The following is a 19,592-nucleotide window of genomic DNA, read 5'->3' on the forward strand; positions in this document are numbered from 1 at the left end:
GGTCGTCGGCCACCATCAACACGGCCCCGCGACCGGACGCAACCCGGTCCCATGCTCATGGCAAACCAGTGGTCCCATCACCCTGGCAGGCGACAACACGATGACGCCGATCGGTTTGACCTGCACGACCTGCCGATCCTGGTTCACGGCACGTAAAGACCCTGGAGTTATAGGTCGGTCAGGGTGCGTACAAGCCGGGGAGGCAGGGGCCCTCGAAGATCCACGGTGCCTCGGTCCTGCCGTTTTCGGGCAGCGTGACCGTGCTGGAGTCGATATCGAAGATGAAGCCGGGTGGGCATGGATCGCGCAGGTACAGCTGGGTCTGTGCGACGACGGCCCAGTAGATGTTCGCGAATTGTGTATGGGCATGAAGCCCGTCGGGCAGGCCCGAAGGATCGGGAGCGTACTGATAGATATCGTCGGTCGATCCCTGGAATACCGGCAGGTCGACCGGCGGTGGCGGTGTGGGTGGCGGTCCGGCCGGCCGGTCGTACTGTGCGGAGACGATGTCGTCGAGGCGGTAGGTCTGCTCCTCGGTGACGACCTGGCTCTCTGATTGGTCATTGACCAGACGCCGGTAGACCTGGGTTTCATAGGTAACGGTCAGCACCAGAATCCTGGCACTGAAATCGACGCGGGCGAAAGCGCCGCTGTATGTCCACGTGGGTGTGCTGATGGAAGGCATCTTGACCGTGACCTGGACGTACTGGCCGGGACGGAGGTTGGCGAGGTCCTGCTCCTGTGTCACATCCATGGTTCATGAAAGCATCTGCCACCTCGAGTCTTCCTCGCGAAACGCGAACTATTCCGCGCTGATTACCTTTCCGGTTGGCGGTTGCCGATGCCGCACTGGGCGATGCGTCCGGGCACCTCTGCGGCAGTCGGTTCGCTTCCTCGCCCGCGCCGTGGAATTGGTTCCGGCCCAAGGAGATTGACACCCTGGTTTTCGGGTGATCGGCCTGTCGGCGGTTCGGCTCATACAGCGAGGAGCCGCACCGGGGTCGCGGGCTTGTCCCCGACCGCGCTGGAGCCGACCCGCTCGGACGTCACCTGTGCCCGGCGTCTGCGCAAGATCGGCGGATCGGTCCGGTCAGCGCGTCAGCTTCCGCCTTTTCGGTGAGGACAGCCATCACATCTAGCCACCGTGAGGTCGGCGGGCTGACATGATCGGCACATGCCGCTGCCCCCGCGGACGAAGGTCCGGCCGGACCTGGCCGACACCACCGGCGGTGACCGCATCGGGTGGGTGGCACCCGCAGGGCACCACCCGATTGTCTACCGAGGGCGGCTTCCTGTCCTCGGTCGGAGACCCGAACGCCCGCCGGGTGGTGCAGTCCATGCCGCCGGACACGGTCAACGACTGGGTTGTGGTGTGGTGGAAGGGATCTCGCCACCCGGACGGCACCCGCGGGCCTGGAAGTGCTCGAACGCCCCGACCCTCGGTGGCCCAGTGCGGCCACCGAGGGTCTTCGGCCGCGGAGTCAAAACCGGCGCTCGCCCGCCACCACCGGTTCGGCTGTCCTGGACGCTTACCCGGCGCTGTTGTGCGCGATACGGAACTACCCCTGTTCAACCATGCCGGTGGCGGGCCCTGGGCGCAGATCGGCAGCATCCCGAGGGTGAATCGCCCGAACATGAATCGGCAGGATTATGGTTCGGATGCCGTGTCGGAAAGCGTGTTGCGAAGCCGGGATGTGGGCGCACCTACACCCGGCTACCGCCGGATTCCGGCCGTTTGGACCTCGCGTGCCGATCCCCCATCAGGCACATGCCCGTGGTTCAGCCGGTGACGGTGGCGGCGCGCAGGTAGCTGTAGACGGTTTCGCGGCTGATCCGGAATTCCCTGGCCAGCAACGACTTCGACTCAGAGGCACGAACGTAAACTGCCCCCGGCCGTTCGGGCCGTGGGACAGCCACCGTGGCGCTCCCCGCCTCGGACGGTGAAACAGCCGGGTCTAGCCGGTCGCGAGCGGACTAACCGGCGGAGGCGGCATAGAGCTACCGGTAGTGCCGGCAATCGGTGCGGCCACCGGAGAAATCAGCGGTTACCGAAGCATCTGCGGCTGCCGGAGTAGCAGGCGTGAGCGAGAGCGGCTCGGCCGTCGCCTGGCCGGCCCCGACGGTCAGCGCCGCCGCGATACCCGCCGCGACAATGAATATGCGCATGGAGTGCGCGACCGGACCTCCCAGCCACCCCGAACCAAAATTAATCGTACGCATTTCAAAACTTGCCCGGAATCCGCCGCTGCAGTCGCCCCACGCCCGCCATCGGCCCGGACTAGTGCCGGGTGACGGCCACCGATCCGGGCAATCAACGAATCCAACTCGGCCACAATGCGATCCGACACCACAAGTCAGATCTACCAGCGCGGACTCAGCCGAGCGCCGTTGCAGCACTAACCCCAACCCCGATCAACTTCTACGCGCCCGGGAAGCGTCTGATCGGCTCGACCGCATTCCGGACGAGCTTGCCCCTTGGCCGCCATCGTGACCGCGGCCTGGAGCCGACAGGCTCGATCAGCCGATCGACGGTGCGAGATATTCCAGCGCGTAACCGTCGCCGGAGGGGGTTACGCGGGCGATGCCGGGTGAGTCGAGGTGGGCGCCGGCTACGAAGTGGTGCGGTTGGGTCAGTTGTTCGAGGAGGGCCGCTCGCGCGGCGCGGGCCTGGGACTGGTTGCCGTCGAGCTCCCAGGACACGTTCGGCTGATCGAATTGGAGCGTGGGAACGTGAACGGTGTCGCCCCAGACGAGAAGGTGGCCGGTGCCGCTCCTGACGTCGTAGACGGTGTGACCGGGGGTATGGCCCGGTGTCGGGATCGCGGTGGTCCAGTCGTTGATCGCGACCTTCCCCGACACGGGTACGACCCGGTCACGGATCGGCTCGAGCCGATCCGTGAACACCGAGGTGTCGCCGGCGCCGATCCACACGCGCTCGAGTTTGGTGAACGCCTCTGAACCGTCCGGTGCGATCAGGCCGCTCACGTGGTCTTCATGCTTGTGGGTGATGGCCACATCGGTGACATGCGCGCGATCGATTCCCGCTTCGTCGAGCGCGTCGTAGATCAATCCCATGGTGGGGTCGTGCCAGACATTGGACGCGCCGGTGTCGATGAGAACCGACCGCGTGCCGTCGGTGACGAAGAAGGCGTTGACCGACAGCCGCAAGTTGTCGTCGGCCAGCGGCACGGCGGCTGGCAGCTCATCGAGCGTGCGCCCATCCTCGTCGCGGAGCCGTGTCGGCGGCATGTCGATGTACCCGTCTCGCAACGAGATCACCTGCAGATCGCCGAATTCGAACGTGGCGTGGTGCTGGCCACTCGAGATCAAACGCATGGAACCTCCGTCGTGTCGGGCGCATATCGCGTGTCTCCTATAGAAGACTCTATCTTCTTTAGGAGAAACATACACTGTGGGCAACGAGATATCCATCGATCGAGGAGCACGGTGGTCGAGCAAGACGGAAACGCGACCGAACCACAGCACGGTGACGACCTGGCGGGCGCGTTCGGCGCTAACGTGCGGCGACGCCGCGAGGAGGCGGGCCTGACGCTGGAGCAGCTGTCCATACAGTCGTCGGTCAGCCGGGCGATGCTGTCCAAGGTCGAGCGCGGTGAGAAGAGCCCGACGATCGGCGTCGCCTCCAGGATCGCCCACGCGCTCGACGCGTCGCTCTCGGACCTGATCGGTGGGGCAGCTGCTGCCACGTCTGGTGTGGCCGTTGTCCTGCGCAAGAACGATCGCCCCGTTTTCCGTGACCCGGAAACCGGCTTCGAGCGGCACATGGTGTCAGCGGCCCCGGGCGCGGGAGGAGCCGAGATGGTCGTCCACTACCTCCCCGCACAGGTCTCTACCGGGCTGCTGCCCGCGTATCCGCCGGGTACCGAGAAACAACTCGTGGTGCTCGAAGGCACCCTGACCGTCGCGATCGGCGGGATCAGCGAGACCCTGAGCACAGGCGACTCCGTGTTCTTCCAGGCCGACGCGGACCACGGCTTCGCCAACCGAACGAACGCCGCCTGCGAATACATCATGGTCATCTCGCGCAGAACCTGATCGGCCGCAGCCATCACCCAGGGAGCACGACGGAGAACGCAAGATCGTCCAAGCAGAGGCAACCCGGTTACGCCCGTATGGATACACAGGACATGGCCGAAGTAGCCAGACTCTTGCAGGTCGAGCTTGATTCACGCCCCGAATGATAAGGGCGAGGGTCCCGCGCCTACGCCCAGTTTTTACTGCGCTTCGCCCACCGAACGGCGGATTAACCCGGGCAACAGGATGGATAGCAGGGCACCATTTAGGAACGCAGACCCGCCGCTATGCCGCGCATCCGCAGTGCTTCGAGCTGGGAGATCGGACGTTCTGCCCATATGAGAACAGGGGGTCTTGGCCACCGACGCGGGATGCCGTCATCGACGCTGGCCCCGATGGGAACTTCAAAATCCATGTCGGCGGTCCACACACGATCGACTGGGATTACCTGCCCGATCGAAATACAAAGCGCGGCTGCAACGGATCCTGGGTCACCACAGTGAATCCCTGAATTACGGGACCGCCATTGCAACCGGCTCGCCGGCCTCGAGCGCCCGGCGCGGTCCTTTTCGGCGGCGACCGAACGGGTCCGGTCACCGTTCCCGGGGAGCTCGACGGTGGCCGCGGCGAAGCCGTACTCCGCCGCGTAGTGCCGGGCCTGGGCCGCCGGCGGGGGGTGCATCGTGCGCAGTTCGCTGCCGCACACCACTTCGGTGTCTGGCCCGTCATCATCTCCATACTCGAACGCGGTCTCCGACGCGATGACGACCTTGCCCACACCTACCGCCAATGGCTCACTGCCGCTTGACGCAAATATGTCAGCAAACGCTGCGCTTCCACACCACAATGGGCAGGTGCACACTTGTGGCATGGAGGTATGTGAGCTCACCGCAGTCGCGCTGGCCGCAGCGCCCCTGTCCCCGCCACGGTCCTTGCGCTGGGCCCAGGCGTCGACGCCACCGAGGCCGGCGTGATCGTGCCCGCCGGCGGGCCGGAGCCGCGCCGCCCGCTGAACAGCATCTCGGACGCACGCGCGTTCTTTCACACCAACGCCGTGCCGCTGTATTTCATCTCGCCGACCCCGTTCAACCTGCTGGGCATCGACCGCTGGGTACGGAACTTCTTCTACCTGACGTACTTCGACTCTTTCGAGGGCGAACATCCGCGCGTGTTCGTGCCCCGGTGGCGCGATCGCAGGGATTTCGGGTCCATGGGGGATGTGTGCAACCACCTCCTGCGTGATCCCGAGACACTCGAGTTCATCGCGCACCGAGGGCCCGGTGGCAAGGCCTGCTTTGTGATGCTCGACGAGGAGACCCAGGCCCTCGCGCACCAGGCGGGGCTCGAGGTCATGCACCCGTCGGCGGAGCTGCGCCAACGCCTGAGCTCCAAGATCGTCATGACGCGCCTGGCCGACGAGGCGGGCGTGCCGAGCGTGCCTCACGTGATCGGGCGGGTCGGCTCCTACGACGAGTTGCTGGCACTCGCGGAAAGCGGCGGGCTGGGAGATGACCTCGTCGTCGAGGCCGCTTATGGCGACGCCGGCACGGAGACGTTCTTCGTGCGCGGTCAGCGCGACTTCGACCATTGCGCCAGTGACCTGGTGGGGCAGCAGGAACTCAAAGTCATGAAGCGCATCCGCAATGCCGAGCTGTGCCTCGAGGGCACTGTGACCCGCCACGGCACCGTGATCGGCCCCCCGATGACGAGCCTCGTCGGCTACCCGGAGCTGACTCCGCGCAGGGGCGGCTGGTGCGGCAACGACATCTGGCGCGAGGTGCTCCCGCCCGCACAGACGCACGCCGCGCGAGAGATGGTACGAAAGCTGGGCGACGTCCTTCACCGCGAGGGATATCGCGGCTACTTCGAGGTGGACCTGTTGCACGACCTGGACTCCGACGAGCTCTACCTCGGCGAGGTGAACCCGCGCCTCAGCGGCGCAAGCCCGATGACGAACTTGACCACCGAGGCCTACGCCGACGTGCCGCTGTTCCTGTTCCACCTGCTCGAGTACATGGACGTGGAGTACGAGCTCGACATCGAGGAGATCAACTCGCGCTGGGAACGGGGCTATGGCGAGGACGAGGTCTGGGGTCAGCTGATAATCACGGAGACCTCGCCGGATCTCGAGCTCTTCACCGCGACCCCACGCACAGGTGTGTGGCACCTCGACGACGACCGGCGCATCTCGTTTGCGCGCCCGGACAGCGACTGGGACTCGCTGATCGACGAGTCCGAGGCCTTCTACATGCGTGTCGCGGCGCCTGGCGACTTGCGCTGCGAGGGCGCCCAACTCGGCGTGCTCGTCACCCGCGGGCACCTGCAGACCAACGACTACCAGCTCACCGAGCGCTGCCGATATTGGGTCGAGGGCATCAAGGCGCAGTTCGCCTCGACACCCCTGGCGTCGGCCACGCCGATCGTCTCGCGGCTCGTCGCACGAGCCTGAGCAAGGGCCCACGAACTGCTCGACACACCATCGAGCGCGAGCCCCTGATCCAGCCATCTCCCAAAGCTCCTCGGGCACAAGGCGTCTCGACAACTTGTCCACCGCAACCGAACATCATGCGGTACGACCCGTCGTGGTGTGGGCCCGGCATGCGGCGTGGTCTGGGTCTGCTGCGAGGAGCGGACCGCATACCGGACGAGGGCGACGATCCCGGCGAGGACCAGCGTCTGCGGCTGCACCTACTCTCCCAACGCCATTGGCGTCAGTGCCTCCATTGCCCTCAAGTCTGGAACCGACTTCGCACCCCCACCGTCTCGCCGGGCTATGACCCGCTACAGGATGTTTATGAGCGGTCAGCACTATGGCCCACAGGAGCAGTAGGGCCACGCCCCAGCCGCGCAGACTTGTGTCGCGGCCCATCCATATCGAGTGTGCGCCGACCAGGTATGGAACGGTCGGTTCGCGGAGTGTTGCCCGGCAGCCGGTCCAGGGGGACTTCCTGCTTGGACCAGGCGATGGATTCGCAGTCGTTGTGGTGGATACGGCATTGCACAGCGGCGACGACGGGCTCTGTCATCCATTCAGGGAGTCGGGTGCTGCGGCTGTGTCCCGAGTTCGTGCAACCGTCGGCGTTGGTTGGCTGTTCGCAGCTCGGCCAGGAAGGTGCTGAGCAGGTCCCCTTTTTGTCGTCTGTGGGTGGTGACCACCGCCAGAATCCGCCCTGGTCCGATCTCGACCGTTTCGGTGGCCTGCCCTGGATCGGTCAGTTCCTTCGTGCCGCTGGAGGTTTCGACTTGCCATCCTGTCTCGGTGGAGTGCAGCACGCCTACCGCGGCCAGTTCGAAGGCACGGCGAATCGTGTCGACAGCGCCGGTGAGGTCGTCCAGGTGCGTGAGGGACTCGGCGGTGAGCCGGGCCAGGTTGCGGGCCTCGGCTGTGCTGCGGGCGGCACGTAATCCCTGCCGGGCCAACAGGTCGACCAGGCCGCCGACCACGACGGCGACGACACCGAAGGTGACGAGCGCGATCACGTCGACCCAGTTGGCGACGCGCAAAGTGTGCAGGGGCTCGGTGAAGTAGTAGTCGGCCAGCAATACGCCCACTGCGGTGGCCAGCAGTGCGGGCAGTACACCACCGAGCAACGCTGCGCCGAGGACTGCGATGAGATCGCACAGCAGCGCACCGGTGAGCCCGACCGACGGTCGGACCGTGGTTCAGTGCCAGCGTGATCATCGCATTGCTAAGACCACGGGGCAGCCGCGAGGGTGACGGTCATGGTGAGTCCGCCACCGGGTGTGTCGTCGGGTGTGATGGTGGCGCCCATGGCTTCGGCGAGGCCGCGTGCCAAGGCCAAGCCGAGGCCGACACCGTTGCCGTTGTGTCGGTCGTCGAGGCGCTGGAACGGCAGGAAGACACGGTCGCGGTCGGCGGGGTCGATGCCGGGCCCGTGATCGATGACTTCGACCCGGACCGAGCCGTTCGCCGACGCGGTGGCGGCGATGGAGGGCGGCGCGCCTTCCGGGCTGTAGCGCAGGGCATTCGCCAGGAGGTTGACCAGAACCCGTTCCAGCAGTACCGAATCCGCTCGGATGAGCGGCAGGGTCGGCTCGACGGTGGCCTGCACCTGGCCGGTGGCGTCGAGGTCGTCCAGTGCGCGGGGCAACACCTCTTCCAGATCTTGGCGTGCACGACGATGGAGCGGCCCTCTGGCGTTTCGTCCGCGAGGCTGGCCAGTTGTGCCGCCTCGGCCAGTTCCATGATGGAAATGCCTGGGACAGGGACGAATTCGCTGGCCTGCCGGTTGCCGAAGGTTATCGTTCCGGTCTCGTCGAGCAGCAGGGTGTGCACATCGCCGGCGGCCTCCACCGCGCGGCCGGACATCGCGAGCACATTGCGCTGCACCATGCGGTCCATGCCCGCGATGCCGATGGCCGACAGCAATGCGCCGATGGTGGTAGGGATGAGGCATACCAGAAGCGACACCAGAACCACGACGGCGACGCCCTGACCGGAAACGGCGAGAGTGTCGTGTGCGGCGGGCATGACGGTCTTGGAGAAGATCGTCATCGGCTGCAGTGTGATCGTGGCGACCAGGAGGATGAAGGTCGGCGCCGGCAACAGCAGATTGAGCGCCAGTTCGTTCGGGGTCTTCTGACGCTTCGCGCCTTCGACCAGCAGAATCATGCGGTCGAGGAAGCTCTCGCCCGCTTGTTGGGTGATCCGGACCAGAATCCGATCGGATAACACCTTGGTGCCGCCCGTCACCGCCGACCGATTCCCGGATGACGGGTGCGGATTCTCCGGTGATGGCCGATTCGTCCACATTGGCCGCGCCCTCGATCACCTCGCCGTCGCCCGGAATCAGTTCTCCCGCAACGACTCTGACGATATCGCCGCGGCGGAGGGCAGCAGCAGGCATCTCCTCTACGATCACGCTGTCGAGCCGCCCGCCCGCCAGTCCGGGACTCGATAGGCCACAGTCTGTTGCTGCGTCTTCCGCAGAGTATTCGCCTGCGCCCTGCCGCGGCTCTCCGCCACGGCCTCGGCCAGGTTTCCGAAAAGCACAGTGAGCCACAGCCATCCGGAGATCAGCCAGGCGAACAGCGAAGGGGTGGCCGCAGCCATCACGGTGGTCAGCACCGCGCCGTTCCTGGTCACGAACATCACCGGATTGCGCCACAACGTGCGCGGATCCAGCTTGCGCACCGCCTCGGGCAGCGCGGTCACCAGCTGCCGTGGTTCGAGCAGCCCGCCAGCCACCCGCTGCAGCTCAGGGGGCTCTTCCTTGTGGCGGCGCCGGCGGAGCGCTTCCACTGTCATCAGAATTTCTCCGTATAACGAATCGCGATCAGCAGATAGATCGCGATACCCAGCCCGATCACCAGGGCGAAAGTGTTTTGCATTGTCACTGCGTCGGTCACCGGTTCCATAGTTCTGCGCTCTTGATGGAATGGCCGAATTGAACCCCTCCCGCTGGGCCATCGACAGGGTTGTTGACGGGCTGACAGCGCTTGAACCAGGCAATCCTTCCGCTTTCCAGACGGCGGCACCCTTTCGAGGCGGCAGCCGCCCTTTTGGTCGTGGAAATTCGAGGTCGGGAAAGCGGCGGCGCAGATTGGGTGCAGCATGCACAGAAAGGGGATTTCGCCGTCGACGACCAGGATGGTGCACATCTGACGGTGTCGGTCGACCACGTCGGAACGAACCCGCCCGGTGACCGGATGCCGAACTTCCTCGTGACGTTCTCGCATACCGCGCAGATGTCCGGCGATTATCACCGTAGGGGAATACTCACGCCCAGCCCTTGATTGGGCTCGATCCCCCTGCGAGCGTCTCGGCCAGCCCGCCGAGCGTCCCGCTCAGCCCGCCCAGTGTGGGCCTCGGGCCTTCTCTCGCAGGGACTCTGGGCGTGGCCGGAGTCCCGACCCGGACCTTGGGACCCGGCCAGGTCACTACCGCCGGTCCTCCGGGCGCCGCGGCCCGGTTACGAATCAGCGCATCGACCAGATCAAGGCCCGATACTGCTGCCACAAGCGTTCCGTGCGGCGGTGCTCGATTCGGCACCGGAGGACCGCGACACCGATCCACGCCGATGCGACGATCACGACCACCGCTCCTATCCCGTTGCCGACCGCATACAGCTGCGCCGATCCCGGCGGGGCGGGCGGGGAGACGGGTGAGCCATCCGCGGCCAGCCAGACCCGCGCCTGCGCACCGGGAAACACGAAATTGCCAACGGGCGCAACCGCTTCGCGCATACGGTCACCCACGTTCCAGCGGACCGTTGCCGTGTAGTGATGGTGGGTGCTGTCATACACGGGAGCGGTTACCACCGTCGCGGTGACCGCGACCTTGCCGTCGTCCCGTGCGTGGAGCCGCGCTGCCGCGCTCGTATAGGTGGCGGCGCCGACTGCCAGTGCGATCGGCACCGCCAGCAGGCACGCCACCACGGCGACAAGGACAGCACTCGAGAGCGCCCGATCGCCCTTGCGCATCAAAGGATTACGGTTCCACGCCCTCAACCGCCACAGCCGAAGCATCACAGACGGGACCCGGGTGTCCCCGATTATTTCGTTCACCCTCACATCCCGCCGTGCTCACCGATTCGCACACCCTAGGTCTGCGCGTACCGGCGCGGTCCGCATGTTGACGCGCTGTTCTCGGCACACGCGCAGTTCTTGACGAAACCCGTACGGGCAGGTTCGCTTACCGATACCCGTATTCGGGACCGGTTGGGCCGGAAGCGAATCGTGGCACGATTCACTGCCGGCGGTCAGGCATATCGACGCGGTGATGTGGGTAATCCGCATCCTGTGTCTGCTTGGAGCGTGTACAGCCAGGTGACCGGCAAACGCTGGCTCACCTGCGATGGCACGGACTGGCTGGCTGATTCGCTGACCACTGCGTTACTCGGCCGATCCATCGCTGCCTTCGACTCAGCCCAACCCGGTACGGACCTCGACGACACCGAGCCCTACGAATCACGGTTGCTGATCGCCGCGATGGACGTGATCCCCTCCCCGATCGCGGTAGGCCACACTCCACCGGGACCAGGTTCCGCCCAGCACCCGCCCGCTTCTTGACGAAACCCTTACGACTCCATATCGGCAACCAATATCGAACGCGGAAATGGCTGAGAGGGAACGGTTCTCCCGACTTCGGCCAATAGCGTGAACTGTCGGTCAACCAGTCGGCATCCGGCTACGCACCGCACATGACCCGTGCGAGGGGCAATTCCGGTCTACCGTTGTCGCACTATGGTGACCAGGTATGTCACGGTGACCGTGACGGTGGATGACAGTGAATGGCTCGCCTTGAACGACGCTGCCGAGTGCGCCGGGATGAGCGTGGAAACCTACATCTGCTGGGGTGTACGGCTGCTTGCATTGCAAGCCGTCCCGGGCAGTGTCAGAGGGCGGATGAGCACTCCACAATCGACAGTGCCCCGGCGAATCGATGAACGACTTGACGCGCCGCAGTCGACGGATTGGGCCGAAACCTTCGCCGAACGCCTGTCACACCGAGTCGAGCAGTTCCGCGGCGACTGATCCCTATCGTCAGCCGGATCAACGCGCTGAAGACCAATCAGGTTTCAGCCGTTTCCAACACACCGAACTCGGCAGTAGCGGACGTTCTGCACCGCACCAGGTTCCGGGCGCCGACGCCCCGCGCTGGCCGGTTCGGTCAGCGCGGTATGCGGCCAGAAGCGGACATTTGGCCGGGCTCGTTCGGTAGGCGCGCTATGCACCGGTCAGGAATGATCTTGAACATGACAGATCCGACGCCTGGGCAGCCACCGTCTGAACCTCAGGACGCCAAAGCTCGACCGCAACAGCTTCCCCTGTGTGAGTTGTGCGGCGGTCCCCAAGTCGGCAATCTCGGCCTGGTGGGCCCGCAGGTCGGAATACACCCGAATGGTCGCCAGCTCTGGGCGAATCCGCTTTCGGCATTGCACGCGGTCTTGTGCCTGCAATGCGGATATACCAAGCTCTTCGCCGCGCAACTCGCAAGAGTCCAGGACGAAGCCAAAAGGCATCCGGAACGATTCACCTGGTGATACTGCTGAGCGCGAATTACCAACCAAGATGAGGTCGTCGCGGTGTCCTTCCAGCTCTCGGGCCGCGAGCACGGTCAGGGCTTGGCCGCCGATCGAGTCGGGTCGGGTCGATACTTGCGCTGACACGGCGCCTTGGCAGCCCATCAGGTTCGATTGCACGTTCTCGAGCTCGATCACCCATTTGGCCAGCGACCGCCTCCACGCGGCCATCGACGAGATCACTGCCGGATAGCGCTGCGGGTCAGTGGGCGTGGCCGGACGGATCATGCCCGGTGTGGTCGTGGGCGGCGTGATCGTGTCCGGTGGAAGTGTGGTCACGGTCGGTGTGCGCGCCGTGGTCGTGGTCGGCGTGCGCGCTGTGGTCGTGGTGGGTGTGCTCGTCGTCGGGTGTGCCGCCCATCATGCGCAGCATCGGGATGCCTCCGGTGCGGATGAAGCGGATGACCAGGAGTGCGGTGAGGATGAGGAAGGCGATGTTGAGCCAGGTGGTGTAGTTCCAGTGGATGCCTTCGGCCATCACCATGGTGTTGCGTTCACGCGGGACGAGACCGGTTGTGCCGAAGAGGATCTCGACGAGGTACCCGGCGCCGACCATGGCGGCGTAGAAGGTGCCGAGCAGGGTCAGCATCATGCGGGTTCCGTAGTACTTACGGTAGATGTTGAGGATCGGCAGGATCAGCAGGTCCGCGTAGATGAAGGCGATGACGCCGCCGAAGCTGATGCCGCCGTTCCACAGCACCGCGGCCAGCGGCACGTTGCCGATCGAGCAGACGAACGACAGGATCGCCACCAGCGGTCCGACGAGCGGGCTCCAGATCGCCGAGAGCAGCGGGTGGTCGGTCAGGAAGAACTTCTGCCAGAACGAATCCGGCACCCAGGCGCCGATCGCGCCCGCGATGAGCAGGCCGATGACCAGGTCGCGCAGGATGGCGGCCCATTCCATGACGAAGACGTGGGACACGGCGGTCAGACCCTGCCGGGAGAAGAGTCGTCGCAGGAACGGACCCTCCGTCGGCACCGACATGTCCATGGCCGCATGGCCTTCCATCGATCCGGACAGCCCCTTGTCGGCCTGTTCGCGGGCCGCGTCGACCAGCCGGGAGCGCACGAACAGTCGGAACAGCATCGCCAGCAGCACGATCATGATGGGCCCGCCGACGAATTCGGCCGCAGTGAACTGCCACCCCATCAGCAGGGCGAGGATGATGCCGAGTTCGACGACCAGGTTGGTCGAGCCGATCTCGAAGGCCATGGCCGCGGTGAAATTCGCGCCCTTGCGGAACAGTGAACGCGCCAGTGCCACAGCGGCATACGAGCACGACGACGATGCCGCACCCAATCCGGCCGCGATCGCCAGGGTACGCGGGCGGTCATCGCCGAGTAGTCGAACGATCGTCGACTTGCGTACGACTGCCTGCACCAGCGCCGACAGTGCGAAGCCCAGGATCAGTGCCCACAGGATCTCCCAGGTCATCGAGCCCGCCAATGCCAGCGCGTGTCCGATAGCGTTCATCGCCGTCCCCGTCTCGTCCTGTTCGGCAGTCTCCGTGGCTGTACCACCGCGACCATATACCCCATAGGGGTATCAATCAACCGGTGGGGACCGGACGCCCGCCGCCCAAGGACGGATTGCCCTGTCAACGCCGGTGCACGTGACGCACACTCCACTCGAAGAATGTTGTCGCAAAGGCAGTTTCCGAGATGACGGCCACGAAACAGCGCCCGGCCTTGTTGCCGGAGGATGCGCGATCGGCGCTGGCCGACTACGGCAACTGCGCGGGCCCAATGATTCTGCTGGCGCTGAAACTGCTTCTCGCTGAACAGCGTCCCGCCCCCGGCAGCTACGGTGTACTGCTCGCCTTCGGTCCCAGCCTCACCATCGAGTCGACCTTGCTGCGCTCGTGACTTCCACTGGGCGGTGACACCGCGGAGAGGTGGCACAGTGGTGGCATGCGTGTCGGGATACTGGGGCCTCTCGAGGTCCTGATCGACGACCGTCCGATCACGGTCGGCGGTGCGCGACTGCGTGGGCTGCTGGTTCGTTTGGCGGTGGATGCCGGCCATTTCGTCAGCGTAGCGGCGGTGACCGACGCGCTGTGGCCCGACGATCCGCCGGGTCGGCCGCAGCACGCGGTGCAGTCGCTGGTATCGCGGCTCCGGCGTGCGCTCGCGCCGATCGAGGTACGGTCGGCCCCGGCGGGTTACCGCCTCGAGCTGGCACCGGACGCCGTGGACGCGCACCGGTTCGAGCGGCTGGTCACCGAAGCGCGGCGCGAACCCGACCGACTCCGGACGGCGACGCTGTTGCGGAATGCGTTGGCGCTGTGGCGGGGACCGGCGCTGGTCGATGTCGCGGCGCTGCCCTACGCGGCGGCGTCGGCGGCGCGGCTCGAGGAACTGCGTGCCTGCGCGTGGGAGGACGTGTCGGACATCGAACTGGACCAGCCGAGCGCCGTCCCCGGCGTCATAGTCCGGCTCGAGGAATTGGTGGTCGCCTATCCGTTCCGGGAACGGCTGCGCGCCTTGCAGATTCAGGCACTCCATCGGGCCGGCCGCGACAGCGAGGCGCTGACGGTCTACGAGCGCTACCGGCGGATGGTGCGCGACGAGTTGGGAGCGGACCCGGGTCCGCAGGTGCGGTCGGCACACCTGGGGGTGTTACGCGGAGAACCCGTGCTCACTCCGACACCACCGCGCGCGGCGACCCGCCCGATTCGGGTTCCGCTGACCGGATTGATCGGCCGCGATCAGGAGCTGGCCCGGATAGAGGCACGGATGCGCGGCAGCCGACTGGTGACCCTGGTCGGGCCGGGCGGCGCCGGAAAGACTCGCCTGGCCGTGGAGATCGCGCAGCGGGCCGTGGACTATCCGGGCGGGATCGGCTTGGCGGAGCTGGCACCGGTCAGCGACGCCGATGATCTGATTCGAGCCGTACGGGCCGGCTTCGACATCGGCGATCCGCCGCATCCCGGTCCGGGAAGTCGAACCGAGCTGTTGGCGGCGACCCTGCCGACCGCTGCGACGCTGCTGATCCTGGACAACTGCGAGCATCTGGCCGACGCCGCCGCCCGCTTCGCCGAGGAGATCTTGGCTCGGTGTCCGGCGCTGCGGATTCTGGTGACCAGTCGCGAGCCGCTCGGTGTGTCCGGCGAGGTGCTGTGCCAGGTGCCGGCGCTGGCGCTCCCGGCAACCGGCGCTCCCGACGCCGCCGACTCGCCGGCCGTGCGGCTCTTCGCCGAACGCGCCGCATCGGTCCGCGACGATTTCCGGCTCACCGACGACGTCGTCGAGCTCGTCGCGGCCATCTGCCGCCGACTCGACGGGCTACCGCTGGCGATCGAATTGGCGGCCGCCAAGCTACGCACCATGCCGCTGCCCGCCCTGGCCGACGGACTCGACCACCGCTTCGCCGTCCTGACCGCGGGCACCCGCACCGCGCTACCGCGCCATCGCACGCTGCGTGCCGTCCTGGATTGGGATTGGGAGCTGCTCGATCCGCTCGCCCGGTACGGACTGGCGCGGCTGACCGTATTCGCGGGAGCTATCGACCCCGAGGCCGCTCGTGCGGTCGGCGTGGAGTTCGGCACCATCGAAACGCTGGTCGGCAAGTCGCTGCTGCACCTGATCGACCATCCGAGCCCGCGCTATCGCATGCTGGAAACCGTCCGCGAATACGGACGCCGCCGCCTCGACGAATCGGGCGAGACGACAGCGACGTTGCGCGCACACGCCGAATACTTCCGCGACCTGGCTGAACAGGCCCAACCCCAGCTGCGAGGCGCGGGCCAAATGACCTGGCTGCGCAGACTGTCCGACGATCGCGACAATCTCGACACGGCGCTGCGATTCTGCTGTACGGCAACGGAACCGGACTCGGCGGCGCGGATCGGCGCGGCACTCGGCATGTTCTGGGGGTTGTGCGGTATGCATACCGAGGCGGCCCAACAACTTCGCGTCGTGGTCGACATCCCGGTCGCGGAACCCGGAGCGGCACAGGCCGACCTGGCGGCGGCGTACCTGCTGCATTCGATACTGGCCGGCAACACCGACGCGATAGCCTCGCACGAGCCGATCCTGCGCCGGTTCGCGGGACCGGCCGAAAGCCGAGGCGCGAGTGGAGATTTCGCCATGGCCCTGCTGGAATTCGCCTGCGGCCGTGTCGACGTCGGCCTCGCCGTCGTGCAGCCGTGGCTCGACGACCCCGATCCCTGGATCCGCGCGATGTTCTGGCTGGCCAGATCGTTCCTCCACACGGCAGGCACCTCGATGTCCGACATGGAACACGACCTGACCGCGTCGGCGACCGCATTCGGAGAGGCCGGTGAACGCTGGGGGACGGTCACCGCCTTGACCTTCCTCGCGTTCGTGCGCGCGACGATCGGCGACTTCCATGGCGCGACCGAGGCCATGGAACGGGCGCTGGTTCCGGCCCGCGAGCTGCGGTTGGACGGAGCACGTCGCGCCTGGCTGACCATGGTTCGAATCCATACCGGCGATCTGACCACTGCCAGAACCGAATTGACAGAGATCCTCGCCGGGCCCGCGCCGAGCGGTGAGACCGCGCTCGCCCACCTTTTGATGTCGGATCTCGCCCGGATCGACGGCGACTTGGACGAAGCGGCCCGACAGGTGGACAGCGCGAGCACCGCACTGGCACGCGGATTCGCCGACCGAGCTCAGCGGGCCATGCTCGACATGCGTCTCGGGCTGCTGCACACCGCTCGCGGAGAGCTCGGCACCGCCGCCGAGCACTGCCGGGCGGCGTGGGAGCAGGCCCGCGCGATGCACGATCCTCCGATGGCGGCGGAGGTGAGCGTGGCCGTCGCGCGCCTGTGCTACGCGTGCGGCGATCCGCGAGCCGCGGCGCAGGTTTTGGGCGCTGGTCACGCAATTCGCGACGCGGGTGATCCCGGTAACCCCGACATCGCCTCGCTCACCACAGAACTGACCGACCAACTGGGGTATCAGCTTTGGTCCGACGCATACGACAGCGGCAGCGCCCTCACTCCCGACGCGGCGTACCCCATGGTCGAACGGCACCTGGCCGACGCGTGTGAGCGATCTGCGAGCGTTGTGTGAGCGCACAGTCCCACAGTGGACCGCATGCGAACACACGAAGATCTGACCAGATTCCTGGTCCGCTATCCGTCCGAGCTCACCTTCGGTGACGAGGACCCCGCCGCCGTCATGGACCGCTGGTACGCGCCCGGCTTCGTCCTGCGCAACGACGGACTCGCGATAGATCGGCAGCGCCTGCTCGACCACGTCCGGCCGGCCCGCAAGAATGTCGTCGAACTCAACGTCGACGTGCACGAGGCGCTGATCGCGAATGACCGCATCGCCGCGCACTACACCCTGCACGTAGCCATGCGCACCGGTGCGATGATCTCCACCGAGATCCTGCTGATCGGCCGGTTGGCCCCTGACGGCCGGATCGCGGCCATCGAGCAGTTCACCCGCGTCCCTGCCGGCGACAACGCACGGACCCCGCGATGAGGGCGATTGGGCGCCGGGTGACCTGGAGTGTCGCGGCATTCTGGGTGTTCGCCGCGATCGTGGCGGCGATGTTCGCAGGGAAGCTGGGCCGGGTACAGAACAACGACGCCGCCGAATACCTGCCGCGGCACGCGGAATCGACCCAAGTCGCGGATCTGATGAAAAGATTCGTCGCCGACAACACCTACCCCGCGATCGTCGTGTACGACCATGGCGGAGCGCCGCTCACCCCGTCGGAGCTGACACGCACGAGTGCCGACGCCGCCCGATTGGCCACCCTGCCTCAGGTCGTCGGGCAGGTCATCGGCCCGATCCAGTCTCCGGACGGGCAGGCGGTGCAACTGGTCGTGCCACTGACGGTGAGCCACAACGGAATCAACGATCTGCCGCCGATCCTGAAAACGATGCGCTCTATCGTCGCGGGCAGCGACATGACTGTGCACATCACCGGTCCCGCCGGCTACGGCGCCGACTCGGCCGACGCCTTCGGCACCGTCGGCACCACCCTGCTGCTGGTGACCGCGCTCGTCGTGGTTGCGATTCTGCTGTTCACCTATCGCAGCCCCGTGCTGTGGCTGCTCCCGCTGATCTGTGTCGGCGTCGCCATGACCGTGGCCCAGGCTTTGATCTACCTGCTGGTGGCCCACGCCGGCCTCACCGCCAACGGCGACAGTGAATTCCTGCTCACCGTCCTGGTTTTCGGTGTCGGCACCGACTACGCACTACTGCTCACCGCGCGCTACCGCGAGGAGCTGCACCGCCACGAGGATCGGTACGTCGCGATGCGGATCGCCTTGCGCCGTTCGTGGCCCACCATCACGGCGAGCGCGATCACCGTCGCACTCGGACTGGCCTGCCTGCTCTTCGCGGTGATGCAATCAACAAGGAGTCTCGGCCCGGTGTTGGCTATCGGAGTCCTCGTGACGTTCGCCGTGATGTCGACGCTTTATCCGGCCGTGTTGGTGTGGTGCGGCCGCTGGATCTTCTGGCCCGCACGCCCGCATTACGACACCGCGACGGCGTCCACCGACGGCGGACGTCGCCGGATGAGCCGACTGATCGCGACCCGGCCGCGTGCGGTCTGGATTGTCACCGCCGGCGTGCTCGCCGCGTTCGCGCTCGGCATCTTCGGTCTGCACCCAACCGGACTGCCGGGCCAGAACATATTCCGCAACCATCCCGAGTCGGTCCGCGGAGGTCGGATCGTCGCCGACCACTTCCCCGGCGACACCGGCGCTCCCCTGCAGATCATCGGTCCGGCCGACGCCGCAGGCCGACTCGCCGGACTGGCTGAAATACCTGGCATCACTGAGGTTTCCACGCCCGTGATCCACGGCGACCTGGCCTACCTGCAAGCCACTCCGGCGACCACAGTGAAAGCCACCGACATCGTCGACCGCCTGAGGGCCTCGATCCACACTGTGCCCGGTGCCCGAGTCGGCGGTGACGCCGCCGTCACCCTCGATATGCTGCGAGCCTCCCATCGCGATCAAAACGTGGTCATCCCACTGGTTTTGATAGTCGTAGCGCTTGTCATGGCGATATTGCTCCGAGCCGCACTCGCGCCGATCCTGATCCTGCTCACCGTCGTACTGTCGTTAGCCGCCGCGTTCGGCGTCAGCACGCTGGTCTTCCACTACGCCTTCGGATTCGCCGGGGTCGACGCCTCATTCCCCTTGTGGGCGTTCGTGTTCCTGGTCAGCCTCGGTATCGACTACAGCATCTTCCTCGCCGCCCGAATCCGAGAGGAAAGCACCCGCCACGACACCCGCACCGCGGCCGTGATCGCCGCCGACGCCACCGGAAAGACCATCACCGCCGCGGGACTCGTGCTTGCAGGCACGTTCGCCGCCCTGCTCACCCTGCCGCTGGTCCTGGTCACAGAAATCGGCTTCGCCGTCGCCTTCGGAGTCCTGCTCGACACCTTTGTCGTCCGCACCATCCTCGTCCCGGCTCTGACCGTCGACCTGGGTGACCGAATCTGGTGGCCCAACCGACCCCGGAACCGGTCGTTACCGGTCGCAGAGCCCATCGCCTCCTGAGAGGCGTTCCAGG

General features: G+C 66.2%; 15 protein-coding genes and 3 pseudogenes. 9 read left to right on the forward strand and 9 right to left on the reverse strand.

What is annotated here, in order from left to right; translation table 11 throughout:
• Positions 1-178: 178 nt before the first annotated feature.
• The 3 genes from ACIRRA_RS35345 to ACIRRA_RS35355 all read right to left on the reverse strand — a co-directional run bounded on the left by ACIRRA_RS35345 (position 179) and on the right by ACIRRA_RS35355 (position 3,432).
• On the reverse strand, positions 179-754 hold the full coding sequence (locus ACIRRA_RS35345; protein ID WP_402777247.1) for a hypothetical protein: 576 nt from the start codon (positions 752-754) through the stop codon (positions 179-181).
• 1,025 nt (positions 755-1,779) lie between these two features.
• A complete protein-coding gene (locus tag ACIRRA_RS35350) occupies positions 1,780-1,917 on the reverse strand; it encodes a hypothetical protein (protein WP_402777249.1) in 138 nt (45 codons plus the stop codon).
• A 600-nt stretch (positions 1,918-2,517) separates the two neighbouring features.
• Positions 2,518-3,432, reverse strand: coding sequence for an MBL fold metallo-hydrolase (locus tag ACIRRA_RS35355; RefSeq protein WP_402777251.1), 915 nt, complete (start codon positions 3,430-3,432; stop codon positions 2,518-2,520).
• Between the two features lie 15 nt (positions 3,433-3,447).
• On the opposite strand from ACIRRA_RS35355, the gene ACIRRA_RS35360 reads away from it, so the two are divergent.
• Complete coding sequence (locus ACIRRA_RS35360; RefSeq protein ID WP_402777253.1) at positions 3,448-4,056, forward strand: helix-turn-helix domain-containing protein; 609 nt, start codon at positions 3,448-3,450, stop codon at positions 4,054-4,056.
• Positions 4,057-5,005: 949 nt separating this feature from the next.
• Positions 5,006-6,484, forward strand: a complete 1,479-nt coding sequence (locus tag ACIRRA_RS35365) for a biotin carboxylase (RefSeq protein WP_402777255.1) — start codon at positions 5,006-5,008, stop codon at positions 6,482-6,484.
• A gap of 581 nt (positions 6,485-7,065) precedes the next feature.
• Here the strand turns inward: ACIRRA_RS35365 and ACIRRA_RS35370 are convergent.
• The 3 genes and pseudogenes from ACIRRA_RS35370 to ACIRRA_RS35380 all read right to left on the reverse strand — a co-directional run.
• A pseudogene (locus ACIRRA_RS35370) lies at positions 7,066-7,665 on the reverse strand (DUF4118 domain-containing protein); the annotation flags it as partial.
• Positions 7,666-7,724: 59 nt separating this feature from the next.
• On the reverse strand, positions 7,725-8,147 hold the full coding sequence (locus ACIRRA_RS35375; RefSeq protein WP_402777427.1) for a sensor histidine kinase: 423 nt from the start codon (positions 8,145-8,147) through the stop codon (positions 7,725-7,727).
• Positions 8,148-8,161: 14 nt separating this feature from the next.
• A pseudogene (locus tag ACIRRA_RS35380) lies at positions 8,162-9,304 on the reverse strand (HAD-IC family P-type ATPase); the annotation flags it as partial.
• 191 nt (positions 9,305-9,495) lie between these two features.
• On the opposite strand from ACIRRA_RS35380, the gene ACIRRA_RS35385 reads away from it, so the two are divergent.
• On the forward strand, positions 9,496-9,792 hold the full coding sequence (locus ACIRRA_RS35385) for a hypothetical protein (protein WP_402777256.1): 297 nt from the start codon (positions 9,496-9,498) through the stop codon (positions 9,790-9,792).
• 183 nt (positions 9,793-9,975) lie between these two features.
• On the opposite strand, the gene ACIRRA_RS35390 is transcribed toward ACIRRA_RS35385, so the two are convergent.
• Complete coding sequence (locus tag ACIRRA_RS35390) at positions 9,976-10,479, reverse strand: hypothetical protein (RefSeq protein ID WP_402777258.1); 504 nt, start codon at positions 10,477-10,479, stop codon at positions 9,976-9,978.
• A 333-nt stretch (positions 10,480-10,812) separates the two neighbouring features.
• Between ACIRRA_RS35390 and ACIRRA_RS35395 the strand changes: the two genes are divergently transcribed.
• Together ACIRRA_RS35395 and ACIRRA_RS35400 are read left to right on the forward strand one after the other, a co-directional pair.
• Entirely contained in the window at positions 10,813-11,067 is a 255-nt protein-coding gene (locus ACIRRA_RS35395; RefSeq protein ID WP_402777260.1) for a hypothetical protein, read from the forward strand.
• A gap of 195 nt (positions 11,068-11,262) precedes the next feature.
• The gene (locus tag ACIRRA_RS35400) at positions 11,263-11,532 is read left to right on the forward strand and encodes a hypothetical protein (RefSeq protein ID WP_402777262.1); all 270 of its coding nucleotides are present in this window, start codon (positions 11,263-11,265) and stop codon (positions 11,530-11,532) included.
• A 203-nt stretch (positions 11,533-11,735) separates the two neighbouring features.
• Here ACIRRA_RS35400 and ACIRRA_RS35405 read toward each other — a convergent pair whose 3' ends face one another.
• Together ACIRRA_RS35405 and ACIRRA_RS35410 are read right to left on the reverse strand one after the other, a co-directional pair.
• Positions 11,736-12,308 carry a hypothetical protein gene (locus ACIRRA_RS35405; RefSeq protein WP_402777264.1) on the reverse strand — a complete coding sequence of 191 codons (573 nt, stop codon included), beginning with the start codon at positions 12,306-12,308 and terminating at the stop codon, positions 11,736-11,738.
• 73 nt (positions 12,309-12,381) lie between these two features.
• Positions 12,382-13,554: pseudogene (locus tag ACIRRA_RS35410) on the reverse strand (permease); the annotation flags it as partial.
• 188 nt (positions 13,555-13,742) lie between these two features.
• Between ACIRRA_RS35410 and ACIRRA_RS35415 the strand changes: the two are divergent.
• Genes ACIRRA_RS35415 through ACIRRA_RS35430 form a run of 4 tightly spaced genes read left to right on the forward strand, consistent with a single transcriptional unit; the run spans position 13,743 to position 19,579 of the window.
• Complete coding sequence (locus ACIRRA_RS35415; protein WP_402777266.1) at positions 13,743-13,946, forward strand: 3-oxoacyl-[acyl-carrier-protein] synthase III C-terminal domain-containing protein; 204 nt, start codon at positions 13,743-13,745, stop codon at positions 13,944-13,946.
• Between the two features lie 45 nt (positions 13,947-13,991).
• Positions 13,992-17,120 carry a BTAD domain-containing putative transcriptional regulator gene (locus tag ACIRRA_RS35420; protein ID WP_402777267.1) on the forward strand — a complete coding sequence of 1,043 codons (3,129 nt, stop codon included), beginning with the start codon at positions 13,992-13,994 and terminating at the stop codon, positions 17,118-17,120.
• Positions 17,121-17,144: 24 nt separating this feature from the next.
• The gene (locus tag ACIRRA_RS35425) at positions 17,145-17,537 is read left to right on the forward strand and encodes a nuclear transport factor 2 family protein (protein WP_402777269.1); all 393 of its coding nucleotides are present in this window, start codon (positions 17,145-17,147) and stop codon (positions 17,535-17,537) included.
• Positions 17,534-19,579: an MMPL family transporter gene (locus ACIRRA_RS35430; protein WP_402777271.1), complete on the forward strand. Its 2,046-nt coding sequence runs from the start codon at positions 17,534-17,536 to the stop codon at positions 19,577-19,579. The genes ACIRRA_RS35425 and ACIRRA_RS35430 overlap by 4 nt, the downstream gene beginning before the upstream one ends.
• Positions 19,580-19,592: the final 13 nt, after the last annotated feature.

Origin of the sequence: Nocardia sp. NPDC101769 (assembly GCF_044766925.1) — a bacterium.
Classification (GTDB): domain Bacteria; phylum Actinomycetota; class Actinomycetes; order Mycobacteriales; family Mycobacteriaceae; genus Nocardia.

Coding starts and splice junctions, on each gene's coding strand:
- ACIRRA_RS35355 (WP_402777251.1), bottom strand. CDS start 3,432: ATGGATATCTCGTTGCCCACAGTGTATGTTTCTCCTAAAGAAGATAGA.
- ACIRRA_RS35390 (WP_402777258.1), bottom strand. CDS start 10,479: ATGCGCAAGGGCGATCGGGCGCTCTCGAGTGCTGTCCTTGTCGCCGTG.
- ACIRRA_RS35405 (WP_402777264.1), bottom strand. CDS start 12,308: ATGATCCGTCCGGCCACGCCCACTGACCCGCAGCGCTATCCGGCAGTG.
- ACIRRA_RS35425 (WP_402777269.1), top strand. CDS start 17,145: ATGCGAACACACGAAGATCTGACCAGATTCCTGGTCCGCTATCCGTCC.
- ACIRRA_RS35345 (WP_402777247.1), bottom strand. CDS start 754: ATGGATGTGACACAGGAGCAGGACCTCGCCAACCTCCGTCCCGGCCAG.
- ACIRRA_RS35430 (WP_402777271.1), top strand. CDS start 17,534: ATGAGGGCGATTGGGCGCCGGGTGACCTGGAGTGTCGCGGCATTCTGG.
- ACIRRA_RS35420 (WP_402777267.1), top strand. CDS start 13,992: ATGCGTGTCGGGATACTGGGGCCTCTCGAGGTCCTGATCGACGACCGT.
- ACIRRA_RS35415 (WP_402777266.1), top strand. CDS start 13,743: ATGACGGCCACGAAACAGCGCCCGGCCTTGTTGCCGGAGGATGCGCGA.